17 protein-coding genes are annotated in these 17,970 nt (G+C 56.6%); 3 read left to right on the top strand and 14 right to left on the bottom strand.

Translation table 11 applies throughout. The annotated features are described in order from the left end of the window. Positions 1 to 162 precede the first annotated feature (162 nt). The 12 genes from V9K67_RS26075 to V9K67_RS26130 form a co-directional block, all read right to left on the bottom strand. Complete coding sequence (locus V9K67_RS26075; RefSeq protein ID WP_336727903.1) at positions 163 to 2,325, bottom strand: S46 family peptidase; 2,163 nt, start codon at positions 2,323 to 2,325, stop codon at positions 163 to 165. 293 nt (positions 2,326 to 2,618) lie between these two features. Next, entirely contained in the window at positions 2,619 to 2,978 is a 360-nt protein-coding gene (locus V9K67_RS26080) for a hypothetical protein (protein ID WP_336727905.1), read from the bottom strand. A gap of 484 nt (positions 2,979 to 3,462) precedes the next feature. Further along, entirely contained in the window at positions 3,463 to 4,470 is a 1,008-nt protein-coding gene (gene obgE, locus V9K67_RS26085; protein WP_336727906.1) for a GTPase ObgE, read from the bottom strand. Between the two features lie 137 nt (positions 4,471 to 4,607). Then, positions 4,608 to 5,852 (bottom strand): T9SS type A sorting domain-containing protein, encoded by a 1,245-nt coding sequence (locus V9K67_RS26090; protein WP_336727908.1) that lies wholly within the window; start codon positions 5,850 to 5,852, stop codon positions 4,608 to 4,610. Positions 5,853 to 5,938: 86 nt separating this feature from the next. Continuing rightward, positions 5,939 to 6,526 carry an acyltransferase gene (locus tag V9K67_RS26095; RefSeq protein ID WP_336727909.1) on the bottom strand — a complete coding sequence of 196 codons (588 nt, stop codon included), beginning with the start codon at positions 6,524 to 6,526 and terminating at the stop codon, positions 5,939 to 5,941. Positions 6,527 to 6,576: 50 nt separating this feature from the next. Beyond that, a complete protein-coding gene (locus tag V9K67_RS26100) occupies positions 6,577 to 7,350 on the bottom strand; it encodes an enoyl-CoA hydratase-related protein (protein ID WP_336727910.1) in 774 nt (257 codons plus the stop codon). 45 nt (positions 7,351 to 7,395) lie between these two features. Continuing rightward, positions 7,396 to 7,899 carry a 1,2-phenylacetyl-CoA epoxidase subunit PaaD gene (gene paaD, locus V9K67_RS26105; RefSeq protein WP_336727912.1) on the bottom strand — a complete coding sequence of 168 codons (504 nt, stop codon included), beginning with the start codon at positions 7,897 to 7,899 and terminating at the stop codon, positions 7,396 to 7,398. A gap of 20 nt (positions 7,900 to 7,919) precedes the next feature. Further along, a complete protein-coding gene (paaC, locus tag V9K67_RS26110) occupies positions 7,920 to 8,738 on the bottom strand; it encodes a 1,2-phenylacetyl-CoA epoxidase subunit PaaC (RefSeq protein WP_336727925.1) in 819 nt (272 codons plus the stop codon). 59 nt (positions 8,739 to 8,797) lie between these two features. Next, the gene (gene paaB, locus V9K67_RS26115) at positions 8,798 to 9,160 is read right to left on the bottom strand and encodes a 1,2-phenylacetyl-CoA epoxidase subunit PaaB (RefSeq protein WP_414696815.1); all 363 of its coding nucleotides are present in this window, start codon (positions 9,158 to 9,160) and stop codon (positions 8,798 to 8,800) included. Further along, positions 9,157 to 10,071 carry a 1,2-phenylacetyl-CoA epoxidase subunit PaaA gene (gene paaA / locus V9K67_RS26120; RefSeq protein WP_336727914.1) on the bottom strand — a complete coding sequence of 305 codons (915 nt, stop codon included), beginning with the start codon at positions 10,069 to 10,071 and terminating at the stop codon, positions 9,157 to 9,159. Before paaA ends, paaB begins: the two co-directional genes overlap by 4 nt. A gap of 88 nt (positions 10,072 to 10,159) precedes the next feature. Beyond that, positions 10,160 to 11,236: a 1,2-phenylacetyl-CoA epoxidase subunit PaaE gene (paaE, locus tag V9K67_RS26125; protein WP_336727915.1), complete on the bottom strand. Its 1,077-nt coding sequence runs from the start codon at positions 11,234 to 11,236 to the stop codon at positions 10,160 to 10,162. Between the two features lie 150 nt (positions 11,237 to 11,386). Further along, a complete protein-coding gene (locus tag V9K67_RS26130; RefSeq protein WP_336727916.1) occupies positions 11,387 to 12,337 on the bottom strand; it encodes a c-type cytochrome in 951 nt (316 codons plus the stop codon). Between the two features lie 212 nt (positions 12,338 to 12,549). Between V9K67_RS26130 and V9K67_RS26135 the strand changes: the two genes are divergently transcribed. Further along, complete coding sequence (locus tag V9K67_RS26135; RefSeq protein WP_336727917.1) at positions 12,550 to 13,473, top strand: PfkB family carbohydrate kinase; 924 nt, start codon at positions 12,550 to 12,552, stop codon at positions 13,471 to 13,473. A 65-nt stretch (positions 13,474 to 13,538) separates the two neighbouring features. Here the strand turns inward: V9K67_RS26135 and V9K67_RS26140 are convergent, their stop codons facing one another. Both V9K67_RS26140 and V9K67_RS26145 read right to left on the bottom strand, forming a co-directional pair. Further along, complete coding sequence (locus V9K67_RS26140; protein ID WP_336727918.1) at positions 13,539 to 13,913, bottom strand: hypothetical protein; 375 nt, start codon at positions 13,911 to 13,913, stop codon at positions 13,539 to 13,541. 37 nt (positions 13,914 to 13,950) lie between these two features. After that, positions 13,951 to 15,666 carry a lamin tail domain-containing protein gene (locus tag V9K67_RS26145; protein WP_336727919.1) on the bottom strand — a complete coding sequence of 572 codons (1,716 nt, stop codon included), beginning with the start codon at positions 15,664 to 15,666 and terminating at the stop codon, positions 13,951 to 13,953. A gap of 238 nt (positions 15,667 to 15,904) precedes the next feature. Here V9K67_RS26145 and V9K67_RS26150 point away from each other — a divergent pair, with 238 nt between their 5' ends. Beyond that, positions 15,905 to 16,912 (top strand): aspartate-semialdehyde dehydrogenase, encoded by a 1,008-nt coding sequence (locus tag V9K67_RS26150; protein ID WP_336727920.1) that lies wholly within the window; start codon positions 15,905 to 15,907, stop codon positions 16,910 to 16,912. 129 nt (positions 16,913 to 17,041) lie between these two features. Next, on the top strand, positions 17,042 to 17,970 hold a 929-nt coding region (locus V9K67_RS26155), incomplete at its 3' end, for a transposase (RefSeq protein WP_414696816.1).

Consider the following 17,970-nt stretch of genomic DNA (forward strand, 5'->3'; position numbering starts at 1 on the left):
TTGTGAGGCTTTTTTACAGCCAATGCACACCTTAATCTATTGATAATTAACCTATTGGAATTTTCAGGGATTCCCTAAAATAAGGATTACCGATCATAAAAAAAGCCACCCCTTCCCGGGATGGCTTTTTTATTTGCTTATTGTCTATTGCTCCTTGCTTATTTACTTGCGCAGCGTCAGCTCCTGTATCAGGTTGGAGGCGCCGCCCAGCTTATCCACGCACCACAGCACAAAGCGGATATCGACACAGATGGTCCGGTTCAGGTTCTTGTCAAAAGCCAGCTTATGGCTCAGGGCTTCGTAGTTGCCGTCGAACGCCAGGCCAATGAGCTCGCCATTGCCATTGAGCACCGGGGAGCCCGAATTGCCACCCGTAATATCGTTGGTAGTGATAAAGCCCACCACCACTTCGTTCAGGGTTTTATCGGCATACGGACCGTAATCTTTCTTCCGCGCCAGCTCCAGCAGGCGGGCCGGCAGGTCGAACTCGTAATCGCCCGGCTTGTATTTTTCCAGCATGCCTTTCATGGTGGTCACATAGCTGTAATGCACGGCGTCACGGGGCTGGTAATCGGCCACCTTGCCGTAGCTCACCCGCATGGTAAAGGTGGCATCCGGGTACATGATCCGGCCGGGGTTCATTTCGCGTATGCCTTTCAGGTAGAGGCGTCCCCATTCGTTGTTTTTGGCCAGGAACTGCTGGTAGAGCGGGAAATATTTGCTGATGTAATTATTGTAAAAGGCCGAAGCCAGGCCAAAGGCGGGATCCTGCTGCAGCACGGCGCCATCGGGGTTGGCCGCAAAACGGTTCCACTTGGTATCGTCCAGGATCATGGTGCCGTTAAACACCTGCTCGGCGTATTTCTGGTACGTACTGGCCAGGGTCAGCGGGCCATAGGCATTGCGGATGGTTTCGTACAGGCCGATGGGATGCTGATCCTTGGCCACGTCGTTATAGAACATCTGTAATACCGAGGCAAGGATGTTCTGGTCGGAGGGGCGGTTTTCGCTTTTGAGAAAATTCTGCCGCGCCTGCGAAGCGGCCTCCACGGCCTTTTTAATGTCGGCGGAACCGGAGCCTGATTTGGTCAGCGCGTCCTCCACCTGCTTCAGGGAAGCGGCAAAGGCCAGCAACGGCGAACCAAAGATGCCTTCCTGGATATATACCCGGTGCTTCGCATAAGGACGCCAGGCGGCGTAGGCTTTTTCCAGGTCGGCAAAGAGGCCCTGGTATTCCGGTTTGGCCTGGGCCCATTTTCCAAAAGCGTCTTCGGATTTCTTCTTCTGGCCGTACACATCGTATTTCTGCAACTGCCTGGTCTCGCCCTCGAAGAACTTCCAGTAGTTGGCGATGGAAGCGTAGTCGGAAGCCAGCTGCAGCTTGGTGGCCGGGTCCTTCTTCATTTCCTCGAACATGTATTTCAGGCGCATGTCGCGGAGCTTGACCAGGGTGGGGTTGTTGATCTCGGTGGACAGCTGCACGCCCAGGGCCGACTCGTAGCGGTTGGTGCTCCCGGGATAGCCGTAGATCATGCTGTAGTCGCCCTTCTTCACGCCTTTAAGGGAAACGGGCAGGTGCCATTTGGGCTTCAGCGGCACGTTGTCGGCGCTGTAGTCGGAAGGCTGGCCGTCTTTGGAGGCGTAAACACGGAAGATGGAGAAGTCGCCGGTATGGCGGGGCCACTCCCAGTTGTCGGTGTCGCCGCCGAACTTGCCGATGCTTTCCGGGGGCGTGCCCACCAGGCGCACATCCTTGTAGCGCTGGTACACGAAGGCCAGGAACTGGTTGCCCTTGAACAGGCTGCTGACACGGGTTTCGATATTTTTGGCCCCATCGCTCATACGGGCGTTGATGGCGCCCAGCACGGCGGCCTGTCGGGTAGCCCGCTCGGCGGCGCTCAATCCTTTCAGGGAGTCGAGCACCAGGCTGGTCACGTCCTCGATGCGCAGCAGGAACTGCACCGACAGGCCCTGGGCGGGAATTTCCTCGCCCCGGTTGCGGGCATAGAAGCCGTCTTTGAGGTAGTTGTGCTCCACGGTGGAAGCCGAGGCAATGGTATTGTAACCGCAGTGGTGGTTGGTAAAGATCAGGCCCTGGGTGCTCACCAGCTCGCCGGTGCAGCCGCCGCCGAAGATCACGATCGCATCCTTGAGCGAAGCGCCGTTGGCATTGTACAATTGCTCCTTGGTCAGCTTCAGCCCCTTCTTCACCATATCGGCATACACCTGTTGCCCCAGCAGCAGCGGCAGCCACATGCCTTCATCGGCCGCGGCCTTAAATGCAAAGGAAATAAACAGGAAAAAAGCAAGAAATAGTCTCCGCATAGATCTTTTTTTTGTGAACAAACCTAGGTAAAAAGCCGCCTTGCCGTAAAGGCGGCGGCCATCAGCATGAATTTACGGAAACGTATTTTTTAAACGGCAAAAAAATGCCTGCTGCCCCTGCGGCCCGGCTGTGACGGCCGGCAGCATACATCAATAATTTTCTGGGGGCGAGCCTGTTAACCGGCCCCAGGGAGAAAAAAAAGAGCCGGGGATAACCCCGGCCCTGGTTGCTCGCTTTGATTTTTAGTTATTGAGATTCAGGTTGTTCTGTTGAAAGTTGTTTTTAAGGTGACTTACTTTAACTGGGTAACGACAACGTCATCGACGAGGCGGGTGCTGTTGTTTACTTCGAAGCTCTGGGTCTTCTTGTCCTTCGGGGTGTAGATGGTGAACGTCAGGCGTTCGTTCTCGTCCATCTTGTTCAGCTGGAACTTCTTGTCGAAGGTTTTATCCTTGTACATTTCCCGGAACAGCACCGTGCCCTGTGCATCTTTAATGGTAAAGATGAACTTTTCACTGCTGTCGTTGTTGAAATGCACCTGGAAGTACATTTTATCTTCCAGGGAGGCTATATGTTTCACCATGGCAGGCTGTTCTGTATCGTTATTGTTTCCGCCGGCGGACTGGGCCTGGGAAAATTGGGAAATGATCATGAAGGATAATAATGCTGCTACCATTTTAGCATGCTTACAAACGCTCCAGGACATGAATTGCTGTTTCATAATCTTCAGTTTAAGGTGACTAAAAATGAATCAAGAGGGGCAATCGCCATGGAGCAAACAATCGGGGGACACAAGCAATAGAGCGGGAAGCAATCCGGGCGGCGTCGTGTGCAGGAGACGCGTTGCAATGAGGGAGGAACGAGGTTGTGTATTTTTTTATCAGATCTTCAACCGGCCTTTTCATCACTGCCTGCACAACGAATATACGACAAAAACCAAACCAATTTCGAAAAAATGTCCAGTTAACAATTAATTCACGGAAAAAATATTCATATAGCAAATAATGACATGTAACAGTAACGGACAGGGGAAGATATTTCGGATGTCGGATTTCGGATGTCGGAACCCTTTATAGCAGAAGGAGACTTTCTTCTTGCAAGGGGATCCGAAATCCGAAATCCCAAATCCGAAATTATTACAGCTGTTTGTTTTCCTCGTTCAGGGCTTTCCACAGCAGGTCTTTGAGCTCCTGCAGGTTCTTGTTGGTGACCGACGAAATAAACACGTGGGGAATACCTTCGGGAAGCTCCTTTTTAATCTCCTCCATCAGCTCCTCATCCAGCATATCGCTTTTGGAAACGGCAATGATAAACTGCTTGTGCAGCAGCTCGGGGTTGAACTGCTCCAGCTCGCTGACGAGGATCTCGAACTCCTGGCGGTGGTCCTTGCTGTCGGCAGGGATCAGGAACAGCAGGATGGAGTTGCGCTCGATATGCCGCAGGAAGCGGTGCCCCAGCCCCTTGCCCTCGGCCGCCCCTTCGATGATACCGGGAAGGTCGGCGATACAGAAGCTCTTGCCGTCACGGTACTCTACAATCCCCAGGTTGGGGTTGATGGTGGTAAAGGCATAGTCGGCAATCTTGGGCTTGGCAGCCGTCACCACGGACAGCAGCGTGGACTTGCCGGCATTGGGAAAGCCCACCAGTCCCACGTCGGCCAGCACCTTCAGCTCCAGCACTTTCCAGCCTTCGATGCCGGGCAGGCCGGGCTGGGCATATTCGGGCGCCTGGTTGGTGGGGGTTTTAAAGTTGGTGTTCCCCAGGCCGCCCTTGCCGCCCGGCAGCCAGATGATCTCTTCGCCATGATGCAGCACCTCGGCTTCCTTCTCGCCGGTTTCCTCGTCCAGGGCGATAGTGCCCAGCGGCACCTCGATGATGATGTCTTTGCCGCTACGGCCGGTGCAGTTGTTATCGCTCCCGTTCTCGCCGTTCTCGGCCAGGATATTCTTCTGGTAGCGCAAATGCAGCAGCGTCCACAGGTTGCGGTTGCCCCTGAGGATGATGTGGGCGCCGCGGCCGCCATCGCCGCCGTCGGGGCCGCCCATGGCCGTCAGCTTATCGCGCCGGAAATGCTTTATACCCGCCCCGCCGTGACCACTGCGGCAAAACACACGTATCTGGTCAACAAAGTTGCTCTTCTCCAATGTACTTTATTTGCCTGCAAAGATAAGGAGCCCCGGGGCTTTGTCCCCGGCCGGGCAACAGAAGGGCGTTTGCAGGGCGCCGCCCCCAAAAAATAGCCCCGCCGGGGCGGGGCTTTAAAAAAGGCTCAAAAAGAGTTTTATCGGATCATCAGCTTGCTTTCAAACATCGTTTTCCGATCCAGGTCCAGCACCTTCACCAGGTACACGCCCCGGGCATTGGAACCGGCCAGGGACACCTGTTGTGCATGGTACTTACCATTGATGCTGATCCTCTTTTGCAGGATCTGTTGCCCTACCAGGTTGCGGAGCTCGATGGTATAATCCCCGCTGCTGATGTTATTGAACTGTACCGTAAAGTGGTCGGTAACGGCGGGGTTGGGGAATACCTTGATGGAATTGCTGCCCGAGGCCTGGGGTGCGGCAATGGTTTCGATCTGCTTCGTGGGGTTCCTGCTGGCGCTGGAAAGGTAGTTGCTGTTGGCCAGGTCCGAACTGCGGAACACGTCGGTCATGCCCGCGAACAGGGTGGCCTTCAGGGTTTCGATATCCACCACGTAATAGCCGCTGTTGTTGATGGCGCTGCTCACCAGCAGGTTGCCTTCGGCATCCACCACGGCACCATTCGCAGTAAAGTCGGCCGGCAGGCCTTCGATGTTGCCCAGCGATTTCGCCACGCGGGTGTCGGTATTTACTTTGAACACATGGTTGCGGGCAGTGATGATATAGAGGTTGCCTTTATCGTCGGAGATCATGTCGCCGCCGTAGCTGGAGCACTTGCTGTGGATGGAAACGCCGTTGTTGGAAGGATCATCGATCAGGGCGCCCAGCTGGGTGATGGTGGGTGTTTTGCCGGTAGTGAATTTCACCAGCATGTCGCCGTCGCTGGTGACGGCATAACCGTTACCATCAGGTGCAATGACCATGCGGGTAACGATGCGGCCCTGGTCGTAATTGGGATTGGCCAGGGTAGTGAAGGGCTGGCCCGAGAAGTAATAAAGCTGCATGGAAGAAAGGTCGAGGTAGCGCAGCTCGTCGTGGAACATGGGGGTAAAATACAGCCGGTTGTGTTTTTTGTCGAAAGCCATGGCAGCTACGCCGGCTCCGAAGGGGGTGGCGCCGAAGGTATTGGTCCGCTGGGCCAGTTGCGGCTCAATTTGTTTTTTGGTAGCGGCGTCAAACGCAACCGTCTTGCCGTTCGTTCCGTCCAGGAGCACCTGGCTGTAGGTTCCAGTCTGGAGATTCAGCTTTCTCAGCGCATTCCAACCCATCCCGTCCTTGCTAAGATCGGTTATGGCATACGCAAACTGATCATTCTGTGCACTTACCTGCAGGGTGGTTATGAGACAGGCGGAAAAGGCGGCCTGGCGTAAAAAGGATCTCATAAACTAAATGATTTAAAGTGGAGAAATAAGGCATTAAGTTACGAAATCTTGTAAGGTGAAAAACGTTCTCCCCCGATTGAATTTTCTTATTTTTTGAAGGGCGCATAGTCGCTTTGAAACACAGGATGTTGCGTGATCTCTTCCGGCAACGGGGTGCACGGCTGCAGGGTTTCAAAGCAAAGCCTGGGCAGTTGCTGGTACAGCCGGGTGCCTTCGGTTTTCCAGCGAATGAGCTCATCACTTACCTCCTTGATGATCTTCGCCGGGTTACCTGCAATGAGCGAGCGGGCCGGGAACCGCTCCCCCTGCCGAATAAACGACAGGGCGCCCACGATGCACTCGTCGCCCAGCTCGGCTTCGTCGAGCAGCACGGCATTCATGCCCACCAGGCAGTTACGCCCCACCACCGCCCCGTGGATGATGGCGCCATGGCCGATATGGGCGGCTTCCTTCAGCAGCACCGTCATCCCGGGGAACATGTGCAGCGTGCAGTTTTCCTGCACGTTGCAGCCGTCCTCCACCACGATCCGGCCCCAGTCGCCGCGCAGGGCCGCACCGGGACCGATATACACGTCTTTACCGATCACCACGTTGCCGGTCACCACCGCCTGCGGGTGCACGAAGGAGGAGGGATGGACGACGGGCCTGATGCCGTTGAATGCGTAAAAAGACATGGAATGGGTTAATTGGGTAATTGGTTAATTGGGAACGGAGCGGTTCCTTATCAGCTGCCTTTGAAAAGGGGCTTGCGTTTTTCCAAAAATGCCTGCACGCCCTCCCTGAAATCCTTGGTGGCGGTGGCCTGCTGCTGCAGCAGTTCCTCGTCGTGCAGCTGCTCTTCGAACGAGCTGATGAACGACTGGTGCATGGCCTTCTTGGTCAGGTAAAGGGCGGTGGTCGGCATTTGCGCCAGCGCCTGGGCCACCTTCATGGAATCGGCCGCGAAGGTTTCATCGGCCAGTACCTTGTAGATCATGCCCATCCGCTCGGCATCGTCGGCCGATACGTGCTCGCCCAGCATGGTCATGGCCAGGGCTTTTTGGAGGCCCACCAGGCGCGGCAGGAAATAGGTGCCGCCGGTATCGGGCACCAGCCCGATCTTGGCAAACGCCTGGATAAAGACCGCCGACTTCGCCGCCAGCACCACGTCGCAACTGATGGCGATGTTGGCGCCCGCACCGGCCGCCACGCCGTTGACGGCGGCTACCACCGGCTTTTCCATCTTGCGGATCTTGCGGACGATCGGGTTCAGGTGTTCGTTCAGCACCGTGTGTACCTTGGGACCGTTGGGTGCGGTGATCTCTTCCAGGTCCTGCCCCGAGGAAAAGGCCGTGCCTGCGCCGGTGATGTACACGCAGCGAACTTCGGGACGCCGGCAGGCATCCAGCTTTTCCTGGAACTCCCGGGCGAGGGCGCCGTCGATGGCATTCCGTTTCTCGGGCCGGTTGAGGGTGATCACGGCAACGCTGCCCTGCATTTCAAACAGTATTGATGACATGGCTATGATTTGTTTCCAAATCTAACGGCTAAATTTAAAAACCCGTCAATGACATTTGAAATAATCGAAGGCTTCGCCACACTGGCGGCATTGGTACAGGGCTTTGCAGGCGGTGGAGCCAAATCTGCTGACGAGCTTCGTGTCGTACGAGCCGCAGCGGGGGCAGGCCACCCCCTCTTCCTCGAAAAATTCTTTAAGGTTGCAGAACTGCTGCCTCGGGTTGGGCGGGGCGATGCCGTACGCGTGTAGTTTCCGTTTGCCTTCTTCGCTCATCCAGTCGGTGGTCCAGGCGGGCGACAGCACTTCATGGATAGTAACGTTTGGATAGCCATGCTCCAGCAGCTTCAGGCGGATGTCCAGGCGGATGGCCTCCATGGCCGGGCAGCCCGAATAGGTGGGCGTAAGGGTAAGGACGGCCTCGCCGGTGTCGGGCAAAAATTTTACCTCCCGGACAATGCCCAGGTCGGTAATGCTCAGCACCGGGATCTCGGGATCGGTCACGGCCTGCAATAACCGCCAAATGTTGCGCTCTTCCGCTGCGTTTGCCATGATTTAAAATTACCCCTTTCCTACCAGTTGCTGTCCGGATAAGCCCGTTGCAGGTACTGCATTTCGGCCAGCAGGTAGCCCAGGTGCTCGGTATGCCGCCCCAGCTTTCCGCCCCGTTGCATCCAGCCGGTAGGGGGCAACAGGGGAAGGGTGGCGGCGGTAAGCACTTCTTCCACCTGCTGCAGCCAGGCATTTCTCAGGGTTTCGCCGTTGACGCCCAGGCCCTCCTCCGCCGCCTCCCGCTCATAGGCTGCCGGCAGGAACAGCTCGCCGGTAAAGGGCCAGAGCTCCTCCAGGGCGGCCAGCATGCGGCGGTGGCTTTCTTCGGTGCCGTCGCCCAGGCGGATGACCCATTCGCCGCTCCAGCGCAGGTGGTAGGTCACTTCCTTGAGGGATTTTTCGGCAATGGCCGCCAGCTGCGCATCCTTGCTGCTTTGCAATGCGGAATAAGCTAAAAACTGGAAGGCGCTGCAGAAGAATTGCCGCAGGATGGTTTTGCCCCAGTCGCCTTTGGGCAGTTCGGCGAGCAGCAGGTTGAGGAATTGGCGCTCTTCGCGGAGAAAAGCAAGATCATCTTCCTTTAATGCGCGTCCAAAGCCTTTCCAGGGATGGGGGATATAAAGGTCCAGGGCGGCTTTTTCGTCTTCGCCTGCCCCGTTGTACAGCGAAGCGGCGTACTGGTAAAAATTACGGGCCTGCCCCAGCAGGTCCAGTGAAATATTGGTCAGGGCAATGTCCTGTTCCAGCACGGGCCCGTGCCCGCACCACTCGCTGTTGCGCTGCGCCAGCACCAGGGCATTGTCGGCAAGATGAATCGTGTAGAGATAAAGGGAAGTCACCAACGGCAAAAGGTATTTTCGTGAGCCGAACAAAATACAACTTCCTCTTCTAATTTCCATTACATCTGGTTGACTTCGTCGGGCAGGTTGTAAAAAGTAGGATGGCGATATACCTTGTCGTTGGCGGGCTCGTAAAAGCTGCCGGCCTCGTCGGGGTTGGAGGCATGGATGTATTGGCTTTCCACCACCCAGATGCTCACGCCCTCCTGGCGCCGGGTATAGACGTCGCGGGCATTCTCAATGGCCATCTGCGCGTCGGCAGCGTGCAGGCTGCCGGCATGCTTGTGGTCGAGCCCCTGTTTGCTGCGGATAAACACTTCCCATAACGGCCAGGCTGCAGCCTGCGGCTGTTCATTAGTTCCTGAGGGGACTTCCTTATCGCCGTAGTCGCCGTAATAAAATTTTATTGGAAAATAGTTCATGTGGTGGTGGTTTTAAGGTGTTTCTCTTTTTCGGCATGGGCCAGGGCGGCTTCGCGCACCCAGGCGCCTTCTTCCCAGGCCCGGCGGCGGGCATCGAGGCGCTGGCGGTTGCAGGGACCATTGCCGCCGAGCACACTCCAGAACTCGTCCCAGTCGATCTTTCCGAAATCGTAGTGCTGCCGCTCCTCGTTCCACTCCAGGTCGGGGTCGGGCAGCACCAGGCCCAGCACCTTTGCCTGCCCGGCGATCATATCCACAAAGCGCTGGCGCAGCTCGTCGTTGCTGAAGCGCTTGATCTTCCATTTCATGCTTTGCTCGCTGTGCTGCGATTCACTGTCGTGGGGTCCGAACATCATCAGGCTGGGCCACCACCAGCGGTCGAGGGCGTCCTGGGCCATGGCCTTTTGCGCCGCACTGCCCCGGCACAGCGTCAGCAGGATATCAAAACCCTGGCGCTGGTGGAAGCTCTCCTCTTTGCAAATGCGGAGCATGGCGCGGCTGTAAGGGCCGTAAGAGGCCCGGCAAAGCGGCACCTGGTTCATGATGGCGGCGCCGTCGACCAGCCAGCCGATGGCCCCCATGTCGGCCCAGGTAAGGGTGGGGTAATTGAAAATGGAGGAATATTTGGCCTTGCCGCTGTGCAGCTGTTCGATCATCTCGTCGCGGCTGATGCCCAGGGTTTCGGCGGCACAATACAGGTACAGGCCATGGCCGGCCTCGTCCTGCACCTTGGCCAGCAGGATCTGCTTGCGCAGCAGCGAAGGCGCCCGGGTGATCCAGTTGCCCTCCGGCAGCATGCCCACGATCTCGCTGTGCGCATGCTGGCTGATCTGGCGAATGAGTGTTTGCCGGTATTTTTCCGGCATCCAGTCCTTCGGCTCAATGCGCACCTCGGCATCGATCTTTTCCAAGAAATTTTTTTCTAAGCTTTCCGGCAACATGGGGCTTGTTTAAAAGTAAATGCCCAAATACTGTGCAGAAAAAGTTCCCAAGTCCGGGCTACTTCGCATCATAGTCCAGCACTACCTTTTCCGAGGCGGGGTGCGACTGGCAGGTAAGGACAAAACCCTTCTCCACCTCATCCGGCTCCAGGCCCCAGTTGGCGTCCATCTCCACCTTTCCTTCCAGCAGCTTTGCCTTGCAGGTGGTACAGACGCCGCCTTTGCAGGCATACGGCAGGTCGGCTCCTTCCGCCAGGCCGGCATTGAGGATCGTCTGGCCGTTGTATTCCAGCCCGAAGCTGAAAAGAATGCCGTCGATCTTTATCTGCACCTGTGCCTGGTTGGTTTTCTCTTTGCCGGTTGCCGGTTGTTCATTGCCTGTTGTTTCCTGGCCCGGCACGGTAAACAGCTCAAAATGGAGGCGCGCCGGGGGAACGCCCTTTTCTTCCAAAAACGCTTTTACCGTAAAGATCATTTGTTCGGGGCCGCAAAGGAAGAATTCGTCGCAGGCGTCTTTATCGATCAGTTTTTCAAACAACAGGGCGCACTTGGCCCGGTCGATGCGGCCATGGTTGAGTTCCGATTCCGTCTTTTCGCGGCTGAGGATATGGACGATCCGGAAGCGGGTAAGGAACTTATCCTTGAGGGCTTCCAGCTGCTCTTTAAAGATGATGGAGCTTTTGGTGCGGTTGCCGTAAACGAGGGTAAAGGTGCTGTGGGGCTCGGTAAGCAGCGTCGTGCGGATCAGGGAGAGGATGGGCGTGATGCCGCTGCCGGCCGCAAAGGCCACGTAGTTCTTTTTTTGAGCAGGATGGAGTTCCGTAAAAAAGGCGCCCACAGGGGGCATCACCTCCAGCTTGTCGCCGGCCTTCAGCTCCTGGTTGGCCCAGGTGGAAAAAACGCCTCCCTCCTGCCTTTTTACCGCCACCTGCAGCTTTTGCTCCAGGGGACTGCTGCAAATGGAATAGGTGCGGCGCACTTCCTGGCCCCCCATCGTTTTGCGTATCGTCAGGCTCTGGCCCTGCTTGAAGCAAAAGACCTCCGCCAGCTCCGGCGGCACGTCAAACGTCAGGGAAACACAATCTTCCGTTTCCCGCTCCACTTTTTTTACTGACAGGGAATGAAAGTGAATCATCCTACAAGTTAGGAGGAATTTGTTAATTGGTTCATTGGGGTATAAGGCCAGGCGGAACCGGCCAAACAAATGGACACAGTCCGAAAGAGGACTGCTCAAACATATAAAGCAGGTTCCACCTAATACCCCAATGAACCAATGAACCAATTCCTACTTCCGTTCCACCTGGTTATGAATTTTGGGAATGGTTTTCAAATAAGCGAAGATCGCCCTGGCTTCCGCGTCGGAGAGGTTGCCGTAGGAGGGCATGGGCTTGCGCAGCAGCTGGCCGTCGGGACGCCGGTTGTAGCGGACGGCTTTTACAAAGTCGTCCTCGCTCCATTTGCCGATGCCGGTGGCTTCATCCATGGTGATATTGCGGGAATAACGCTCGCCGCCTTCGGGCAGGGCGAATTTGTTGCCGCCGCCAAAGAAGCCGGCCGACTTTTCGGGCTGTTCGTAGTCGTTCTTGGCAAAGTCGAGCGAATGGCAGCTGTAGCATTCCAGTTGCGCCAGGGCAATGTAGCGGCCCCACTGCACGGCGTTGGCGGTATCGGGTTCGGCGATGGGATGGGCCGGGTAGCCGGAAGGTTTGATCAGGCTGGCATTGGTGAGGAACTTGGCCAGGAACGAGTAGTCCGATGCGGGCTGCACCTTTTTATCGGGCGCCACCCAGGGATGTTCCGAGCGCAGGTAGGCAATGATGGAGGCCACGTCCTCGTCCGAAGTATGACTCAGCTTAGCCATCAGGGGCAGGAACGTGCCGTCGGGTTTCAGGCCCGTGCGCAGCAGGTAGGCCAGCTGCCCGTCGGACCAGTTGCCGATACCGGCTCCCAGGTCGCGGGTAATATTTTTGGAATAAATGACGCCGAACTGGGGCACGTCGTTCATCAGGCGGCCGGTCAGCTTGCCGGTAGAGGGGTCCATATGGCATTCGGCGCAGAGCATCGAGGCGAGCTTCTGCCCCCGGACCACCCGGGCGGGCGTCACCTCCACTTTCAGGTTAACGGCATCGGCCTTGAATTTGGGAATGCCGCGAAAGGCGATAATGGCCGCCAGGCCGGCAACAATAACGACGATCACCAGGAAGGTGTACAATAAATAGCGGAAGACTTTCTTCATACGGCGGTTGTTTTGGTTCGGAGATAAATCGTTGAGCAGACAAGATAGAAAAAATAAAAGACAAGAACGTATTTTCCAGGCAGTTGCGGCAGGCGCTGCGCAGAGCCGTCGGCCACTGCCAAAAATCGCTTAGGTTTGCACGCCGGGAAAACGCAAGTTTACGTGCGGATCTTTGCCGGCCCTGAATTTCAAAATTAAAACCAACGCTATTTATGTCAGTTATCGTTGTGGGCTCCATGGCCTTTGATGCCATTGAAACGCCTTTTGGAAAAAGCGATCGAATCATCGGCGGGGCGGCTACCTACATTGCCTGGAGCGCCAGCAATTTTACCAGTCCCATTCACCAGATCTCGGTGGTCGGGTACGACTTCCCCACGGAAGAGCTGAAGGCCCTGGAAGCCCGGGGCGTCTCCATGGAAGGCGTGCAGGTGCGGCAGGACGAGAAATCGTTCTTCTGGAGCGGCCGCTACCACATGGACATGAACACCCGCGACACCCTGGAGACCCAACTGAACGTGCTGGGCGACTTCCAGCCGGTAGTGCCCGCCAGCGCCCAGGGCAGCGAGTTCGTGATGCTGGGCAACCTGGCCCCTTCGGTACAACTGAGCGTGATCGAACAACTCGAAACCCGCCCGAAGCTGATCGTGATGGATACCATGAACTTCTGGATGAACGTGGCCCTGGCCGACCTGAAGAAGGTGATCGCCAAGGTAGACGTGCTGCTGGTGAACGACAGCGAAGCCCGCGAGCTGACCAATGAATATTCTTTGGTAAAGGCTGCCAAAAAGATCCTCAAAATGGGGCCTCAATACCTGATCATTAAAAAAGGCGAGCACGGCGCCCTGCTGTTCCACGAAGACAACGTGTTCGTGGCCCCGGCCCTGCCGCTGGAAGACGTATTCGATCCCACCGGCGCCGGCGATACCTTTGCCGGGGGCTTTATCGGCCACCTGGCCCGCACCAAGGACATTTCGTTCGAGAACATGAAGACCGGCATCATCGTGGGTTCGGCCATGGCGTCTTTCTGCGTGGAGAAGTTCGGCACCGAACGCCTCAAGGAAGTGACCAGGGCCGACATCGACCGCCGCCTGCAGCAGTTCCAGGAGCTGGTGAACTTCGACATCGAACTGGTATAACCCGGAAAAGAAAGGTTTTTGAAAAAGAGGGAGGGCCTGGGGCTGCTTCCTCTTTTTTTATGTCGCTACCATTTCCATTCGCCGGTCTCGATATCGAAATGGAATCCTTCGGAAGGCTCCGGGCAGGCAGGCTGATCGCTGGCGTCTTTGGGCTCCGCAGAAACCCCTGCGCCGGCAGGAGGAACCTGCAGGCCGGCATCCAGTTCTTCCCACCACTCAGCACTAGCCGAAGGAGCAGCGGGTGCCGCTGCCTTCAGTTGAAATTGATTTTCCGGCGGAGCAGGTGGTTGCGCATCCACCTCCAGCTCGTCCCACCAGTTGACGCCGGTGACACCGCCTGCGCTCAATTTCCCGTACAGCTCCACCAGCAGTTCCACATCGTCCGTTTGGTCGACCAGGCGGTGCAGTTCATTTTTTAAAGCGGCAATATCCAGGGCCATTGCTTTCTATATTTCTATAAAGGTAGAACCGCCCGCCTTAATTTAACCGCCGGGCCAGCACCACCGTTTGTTTAAAATGTTCTTTGCGGCCCTGGAGATTGAACAGCTCGGTAAGGATAATATAGGTGCCCACCGGCAGCTGCTGCCCTTTTTCGTCCAGGCCGTCCCAGGTCCAGGAGCCCGAAAGGCCCAGCAGGTCATTCTTTACTAAGCGGCGCACCAGCCGCCCGCCGGCATCGAAGAGGACCAGGTTGGCCACATAACCGCTTTCGGACAGGCTATAACGGATCAGCAGCACGTCTTCGTGGCCGTCGTTGTCGGGAGAAAATATTTTGGGACTGATGTCGATGGAGGCCCGCAGCGCGCCGGCCTGCCGGTATTGCGAGTTGCGGTACGTGGGCGTGCCGTAGCCGGCGGTGGAGGCGGCCGAATGCCAGTTGCTCTTGTCCTGGCTGGGGCCGTCGGGATCCATGCGCTCGAGCGCTACGCCTTCCGCATCGTCGATCAGCCCGAAATGCCAGTCCCTGGTATAGGCCACTTCGTCCACTACGGCGCCCTGCCGGTTCAGCAGCGCCACCGCTCCCCTGTCGTCGGGCAACGCGGGCAGGGACGGCAGGGAGAGCACCTGGCCGGGCGCTTTGACCCGGTAGCCCCGCTGCAGGGCCTCCCCGTCTTCGGTGAGCACCAGGTAGGCGCCGGGAAACAGGTAAAAAGGCTTTTCCGACAGGCGCTTCGGGGCGGAAAGGGCCCCGCCGCTGCGGCCGGCCACGTACAGGCCGGCGGCATCTACAATTTTGCTGCCCCGGTTGTACAGCTCCACGTAGTCCGAGGCGCCGGGCTTGGGATTGAACAGCAATTCGTTGATCACCACGTCGCCGGCCGAGGGTTCCTGCGGCAGGCCGACTGCCAGGCTGCTCTCCGCCTTGTTGCCGGCACAATCGCCGATGCCCGATGCCCGGAGGGTATAAACGGCCGAAGGCGCCAAGGGCGTGAACAGCTCCAGCTGCACCTGCGTAAAGCCGGGCGCCAGGACCATGGCGGCCCTAACGGTGATGCCGGGCGTCAGTTGGTATAAGCTGCTGGCGGCGGCGCTGCTGCTGTCCACCGGTTCGCTGAAGGTCAGCACCAGGGTCAGGCTGTCGGGCGTTACCGCCGCCTGCAGTACCGGCCCCGTTTCGTCGGGGTTGGCAGCCTCCACGGAATTGGTTCTTCCCGGCGTGCCGCCGCTGTTATCGGTGCTGGGCTTCCAGTTGGCGCTGCCGGTGCAGGGGTAGCGGGTGTCCACCATTTCGAGGCTCCAGCCTCCCTCCTGCTTCACCACATTGGCGTACCAGGCGGAGGTATACTCCACGGAATGGAGGCTGCGGCCTTCCGGTGACAGCAGGCTCAGGACCGTACCGTTATTGTCCAGGGCCGGGAAGCTGCCCACCCCCAGCGCGGAGCCCAGGGCGGCAAAGGCCGGCGCATTAGCGGTGGAAGCCAGGATGAGGTAGCTGCCGGCGGGCAGCAGCAGTTCGGGAAAGGGACCGCTGAGGGCGGTGGCCGTTGCCAGCCGGCAGCCTTTGAGGTTGAGCTCCCGGCCGCTGGTATTTTTCAGCTCCACGTATTCGGCAGCAGGCAGGCCTACCGCCGGGGCAGGATCGGCCATGATCTCGTCGATCACCAGCTCGAAGCGCTGCAAGGCCCCCTGCTGGCCCCGGGCCAGGAAAGGCAGCAGGAAAACAACGGGCAGCAGGAACCGGGGGAAGGTCATGACTACAAAATATTCAATCCATTGCTACAAATGAAAAAGATGAGCTTATTTTTGGATGCAATAACAATTCTTCCTACTTTCGCCGGCAATGATTAAAAATAAACATACTAAGCGTACCAAGAAGCGGTTTTCCCCCCGGGAAGGAGCGTAGTACTTATGTATGTTACCATATAATTACAAGCCTTCCCCCACCGGGAAGGCTTTTTTTTAACCCCACAAAATGTAAAAACGATAAACAATGAAAGTTGCTGTTGTAGGCGCTACCGGCCTGGTAGGTACCAAAATGCTTCAAGTACTGGAAGAGCGGGCTTTTCCGGTAACCGAATTAATTCCCGTTGCCTCTGAAAGATCAGTAGGTAAAGAAGTAACCTTCAAGGGCAAGCAGTACAAGGTAGTGGGCATGCAGGATGGCATCAACGCCCAGCCGCAACTGGCGCTGTTCTCCGCAGGCGGCGGCACTTCATTGGAATGGGCTCCCAAATTTGCCGAGGCCGGCATTACCGTGGTGGACAACTCCTCGGCCTGGCGCATGGACCCCTCCAAGCCCCTGGTGGTTCCGGAAGTAAACGCCGACGTACTGACCGCTACCGATAAAATCATTGCCAACCCCAACTGCTCCACCATCCAGATGGTCGTTGCGCTGGCACCCCTGCACAAAAAATACAAAATCAACCGGATTGTCGTGTCTACCTACCAGAGCGTAACCGGTACCGGCAAAGCCGCCGTGGACCAGCTGATGGGCGAGCGCAACAAATCCGTTGCCGGCGAAAACGGTGAGTACGGCATGGCTTATAAATACCCCATCGACCTGAACGTGATCCCCCAGATCGACGTGTTCCTGGACAACGGCTACACCAAAGAAGAAATGAAAATGGTGAACGAGACCAAGAAAATCATGGGCGATGACAGCATCCGCGTTACCTCCACTACCGTACGCATCCCCGTGATCGGCGGCCACAGCGAAGCGGTAAACGTGGAATTCGAGAACGATTTCGACCTGGCCGAAGTAAAGCAACTGCTGGCCGAGGCCCCGGGCGTAGTGCTGCAGGACGAGCCTTCGCAGCAGCTGTACCCCATGCCGCTCTGGGCACATGAAAAAGACGAGGTGTTCGTGGGCCGTATCCGCCGCGACGAGTCGCAGCCCAAGACCCTGAACTTCTGGTGCGTGAGCGACAACCTGCGCAAAGGCGCTGCCACCAACGCCGTGCAGATCGCCGAATACCTGATGCAGCAAGGACTGTTGTAATAATAAAAGGTACTAAAATGAAAGAGGCTGTCTCAAAAGTAGGCAGCCTCTTTTTTTTATTTTAAGCTATTGGAAGGGGCTAGGGTTTTTCTTTATTTTGAAGGTATGGCCCGAGGTAAATCCCATAAAGTGGTTTTTAAACAGACCCACCAACATCAACTCTCCCTGCTGCCCCCTTCCCTGGACGAGCTCCTGGCAGCCCAACACCCCGTACGCGTGGTCAATGCCGTGCTGGATAAAGTCGACATCACCGAACTGCTCAGCCAATATAAACCCGGCGGCACCAGTTCCTACCACCCCCGCATGCTGCTCAAGGTGCTGGTTTACGCCTACATCAATAATATTTACAGCAGCCGTAAAATCGAGCAGGCTATCAAGGAGCACATTCCCTTTATGTGGCTGGCGGCCATGAACCAGCCCGACCACAATACCATCAACCGCTTCCGGGGTAAACGACTGCAGAAAACCCTTCAGCCTATTTTCACCCAAGTGGTAATGTTGTTGTGCGAGGAAGGCCTGCTCAGCATTAAAGACCTCTATACCGATGGCACCAAGCTGGAAGCCAATGCCAACCGCTACACCTTTGTGTGGGGCAAAAGCATAGAAACCAGCCGCGAACGCATCAAAAAGCAGTTGAACGAGCTGTGGCAGTACGCCCAAAGCATTGCCGCCCAGGAGATGGAGGAGCCCGATCCGCCCAGTTTTGACAAGATCGATGCGGAAAAGGTGGAGAAGACCATTGAAAAGATCAATGAAGCCATCCGGGATAAAGACGTCAGCAAGGGCGTAAAGCAGAAGCTGGCTTATGCAAAGAAGCACTGGCCCGCTAACCTCAAAAAGTATGAGCAGCAGGAAAAGATCCTGGGCGAAAACCGCAGCTCTTACTCCAAGACCGATAAGGATGCCACTTTCATGCGCCTGAAGGAAGATCACATGAAAAACGGCCAGCTCAAGGCGGCCTATAATGTACAGATATCTACCAACGGGCAGTTTGTGGCGGGCTATTCCATTCATCAAAACACTACGGACACCAATACGCTGATCCCTCACCTGGAGCA

The organism is Huijunlia imazamoxiresistens, assembly GCF_037132455.1.
GTDB classification, from domain to species: Bacteria; Bacteroidota; Bacteroidia; order Chitinophagales; family Chitinophagaceae; genus Flavisolibacter; species Flavisolibacter imazamoxiresistens.